The following is a 3,751-nucleotide window of genomic DNA, read 5'->3' as shown; positions in this document are numbered from 1 at the left end:
AGTTTTCCAATAATTACAGGGATTCTTTGCGCATTTACAGGTTTTCATATAATTTATTTGAAGTAGCACAATAGGTTCATTTACATATTTGTTTCATTTCTAAATATTTTTTTAAAGCTTTTACCTACAATCTATTATTTTTCAGGGAATTGTACTCTCCCGGATTGCAGCCGAATCTTTTGCGGAAGGCGCTGGCAAAGCGGCTGGGGTTGCTGAAGCCTGCCAGTTCTGCGATCTGGGTCATGGAATACTGCCCGCTCTGTACCAGGGGGAAGCTTTTGTTGACGCGGTATTCTTCCAGGTATCCGGTGATTGTTTTTCCGGTCATTTTTTTGAAAAGACGGCAGCAGACTTCTCTTGATAAGTGAACCTGGTCTGCCAGTTCCTGGAGGGAAATTACTTCTGCAAAGTGGAGGTTGAGATAGTTCAGCATCTTTTCCAGACGTTCCAGTTCCTGCTGATTGGCTGGAATAAATTTTGTCAATTCCTGTCTGTGAGCATACAGGATCATGCTGAATACTTCGCACAGAAGCCCCTTGATCTTTAACTCGTAACAGAATGATTTCTGATCAAAAACAGTTTCCACCTGGTTCAGTTTCTGCAGGATTTCTTTTCCATTTTCGTCTGCTTCTGTCAGATGAATGCAGGGAACTGCTGAATTTTGCAGAAACGGCCGGAAACAATTCCGCTCGACATCGCTGCCGAAATCACCGTACAGAAAATCCGGTCTTACAAGGATCGTACTGTACAAAGCCCTCTCGTTCCTCGGAGAACTGCAGCTATGCGGCACATTTCGATTCAGCAGAAGCCCTTCTCCCGGTCTGACCCTGTAACTTTTCTGATAAACCTGATAAATTGCCTCGCCTTCTCTTGGGAGACTGATCTCCAGATCATTATGCCAGTGGATGGGAACATTTTTGCCTTCAAATGACCATAGATCATCATGATTTACTGTCATGGGAAAGGTTTCTGTTCCGTGTGCTTCAAGTTCTCTTCTTGTACTGTCTACCAGGATTTTTCTTTTTGCCATCTTGTAGTTCTCCAGCTTCTGTTGTTTTTTCCGCTTCCGTATTAAAATAAGCTCTTAATTATCATAAATAAATTCGATGATCTGGTCAATATCTGTATCAGAAACAACAATACCAGAATCGTATTTTACCATGTATTTCTCTATAATGAGGCGTGCAATAAAAAGCACGCAAACTACTATAAGGAGGTTTTCTTATGCCCAGACCAAAATCAAACGAAATGGATCTCACCGTCGGAAATCCGTTCTGGTCATTGTTAAAATTTGCTGTTCCGGTCATTCTCGGAAATCTGTTCCAGCTTTTTTATACACTCGCTGACTCTGTGATCGTCGGCAAGACTCTTGGTGCTGACTCTCTCGCTGCAGTCGGTGCTACCAGTATCATTATTTATTTTGTATTCTGTTTTATCAATGGATTCACGGGTGGATTCGGGATCTGTCTTGGTCAGAGATGCGGTGCAAAAGACGAAAAAGGCATGAGAAAAAGTGTCGCCGCATCCACACTTCTCAGTATTATTTTTACGATCGTGCTGACTCTGATCTGCTGTCTGCTGGCTCACCAGATTCTCAGATGGATGCAGATCCCGGATGACATCTCCGGAGAAGCTTATGATTATATGTTCGTGGTCCTTCTCGGAACGGGCGCTACTGTTTTTTACAATATGATCTCAAACATGCTCCGTGCACTTGGTGACAGCAAAACTCCACTTTATTTCCTGGTGTTTTCTTCTGTTTTGAATATTTTTCTGGATATCCTGTTTATTGTACCGTTCCATATGGGTGTTGCGGGAGCTGCATGGGCTACGATCCTTTCACAGTTTCTCTCTGCCTTGTTCAGTCTGATCGTCGGGCTGAAAAACTTTCCGGTACTGCATCTGCGCCGTGAAGATTTCCACGACCTGGGAGGAATGATCGGACTGCATCTGAAAACGGGATTTCCTATGGGATTCCAGATGTCTGTCATGTGTATCGGACAGCTCGCCATGCAGACTGTCGTAAACTCCCTTGGTACTGCTGCAGTCGCCGGATATACGGCTGCTTCCAAGGCAGATCAGGTTTCAGTTCTTGTGAATAATGCCATGATGACTGCTATTTCCAACTATGTTGCCCAGAATTTCGGTGCGGGCAAAAGTGACCGTATACGTCAGGGTGTGCGGGCTTGTCTGATCCAGACAGAAACGCTCAATCTTATTATGTGCGTCGGCATTCTGCTCCTGCGTCATCCGATCGTGCAGATGTTCCTGTCCGATCCTACAAAGGAAATTTATCATTATTCCGATATGTATCTGACTGTTGTTGCACCGTTTTATTTTATCCTAGGGCTTCTTGCTGTTTACCGGACTTCCATCCAGAGTATGCAGAATGGGCAGGCTCCTTTTGCTGCCTGTATGATCGAACTGGTCATGCGTATCGCCGCTACCGTTGGTCTCTCCGGCATGATCGGATACACTTCTGTCTGCATCGCCAGTCCTCTCGCATGGATCGGAGCCTGCTCCCTGCTGATTCCGGTTTACTACAAGATGATGCGCAGAGCTTAACTGTTTATTTTTCTGCCGCCTTCTCGGCGTATTCTGTTGTTACGAGATCTTCATATGCTACTCGTTCATTCAGTTCACTGGCATCTTCGAGGATGTCTTCCAGGAGTTCAAAACTCTCTTTTTCGAAGATAAGATTGGATTTCCAGGTATCCTGATCATAGTAACGTTTTACGATAGTCGTAACTGTGTCTAGGTCAGTTTCTGCAAACTGTGGTGCAATGACTTTCGCGATTTCTTCCGGGGTGTGAATCTGGACATATTCCATGCCTTTCTGGAGAGCATTTGTGAATTTCTGGATGACTTCTGGATTTTTTTGCATGTAACTGGTCTTTGCACTGTAGGAAGTGTATGGAACATAGCCGGAATCTACTCCGAGCGAAGCAACAACATATCCTGCGCCTTCTTTTTCCAGTGCAGTCGCAGACGGCTCAAATTCTACGGTAAAATCTGCTGAAGCATCACCTGTAAAAGCCGCCGCCGTGGAACCGAAATCAATGCTCTGGTTGATGGTCAGGTCTTTCTGCGGATCCAGTCCGTTTTTACGGAGAATGTATTCAAAGACCATTTCCGGCATGCCGCCCTTGCGACCGCCGAGAACTTTCTTTCCTTTCAGGTCTTCCCATTTGAAGTCAGGCATTTCTTCCCTTGCCACAAGGAAGTTTCCGGCACGCTGAGTAAGCTGCGCAAAGTTCACTGCCGGGTCAGTCGCACCTTCCTGGTATGCATAAATGGATGCTTCTGCTCCCATAAATCCGATATCTGCTTCACCGGAGATCAGAGCAGTCAGAACTTTATCTGCACCAAAGCCCGTCACCAGTGTCAGATCCAGACCTTCCTCTGCAAAATATCCCTCTTCGATTGCCACATACTGCGGCGCATAGAAAATCGAATGCGCTACTTCATTCAGTGTAACCTTCGTAAGCTTCTCCTCTTCTCCATCTTTCTTCGCAGCAAATACTCCCATCGGCAGTGCCGTCACCGCTAGAACCACTGCTGCTGCCAGTGAGATCCATTTTTTATTTTTCATGCAGATACTCCTTTTGAAACTTCTGCTGTTAGAGTATGCACAATTACTCAATTGGTGACCACGGATCGGTGTTTTCTCACAAAGATCGAGTAGGAGACGGCTTTTGCCGCCGACCTCTCACACCACCGGACATGCGGTTCCGCATCCGGCGGTTCAGTT

Annotated in this window: 3 protein-coding genes; 1 reads left to right on the top strand and 2 read right to left on the bottom strand. The window is 45.6% G+C overall.

The features are described from left to right. Positions 1-124: 124 nt before the first annotated feature. Positions 125-1,030 carry an AraC family transcriptional regulator gene (locus WMO75_RS19015; RefSeq protein WP_118698791.1) on the bottom strand — a complete coding sequence of 302 codons (906 nt, stop codon included), beginning with the start codon at positions 1,028-1,030 and terminating at the stop codon, positions 125-127. Positions 1,031-1,224: 194 nt separating this feature from the next. Here WMO75_RS19015 and WMO75_RS19010 point away from each other — a divergent pair, with 194 nt between their 5' ends. Then, positions 1,225-2,565 carry an MATE family efflux transporter gene (locus WMO75_RS19010; RefSeq protein ID WP_349078761.1) on the top strand — a complete coding sequence of 447 codons (1,341 nt, stop codon included), beginning with the start codon at positions 1,225-1,227 and terminating at the stop codon, positions 2,563-2,565. A 4-nt stretch (positions 2,566-2,569) separates the two neighbouring features. Here the strand turns inward: WMO75_RS19010 and WMO75_RS19005 are convergent, their stop codons facing one another. Then, positions 2,570-3,529 carry an ABC transporter substrate-binding protein gene (locus WMO75_RS19005; RefSeq protein WP_435378922.1) on the bottom strand — a complete coding sequence of 320 codons (960 nt, stop codon included), beginning with the start codon at positions 3,527-3,529 and terminating at the stop codon, positions 2,570-2,572. Positions 3,530-3,751 lie beyond the last annotated feature (222 nt).

Source organism: Blautia intestinihominis (genome assembly GCF_040096655.1).
Lineage (GTDB): Bacteria > Bacillota > Clostridia > Lachnospirales > Lachnospiraceae > Blautia_A > Blautia_A intestinihominis.
Note: the sequence above shows the minus strand (reverse complement) of the source record. Positions and strands in the feature narration are given on the sequence as shown.

Coding starts and splice junctions, on each gene's coding strand:
- WMO75_RS19015 (WP_118698791.1), bottom strand. CDS start 1,030: ATGGCAAAAAGAAAAATCCTGGTAGACAGTACAAGAAGAGAACTTGAA.
- WMO75_RS19010 (WP_349078761.1), top strand. CDS start 1,225: ATGCCCAGACCAAAATCAAACGAAATGGATCTCACCGTCGGAAATCCG.
- WMO75_RS19005 (WP_435378922.1), bottom strand. CDS start 3,529: ATGGGAGTATTTGCTGCGAAGAAAGATGGAGAAGAGGAGAAGCTTACG.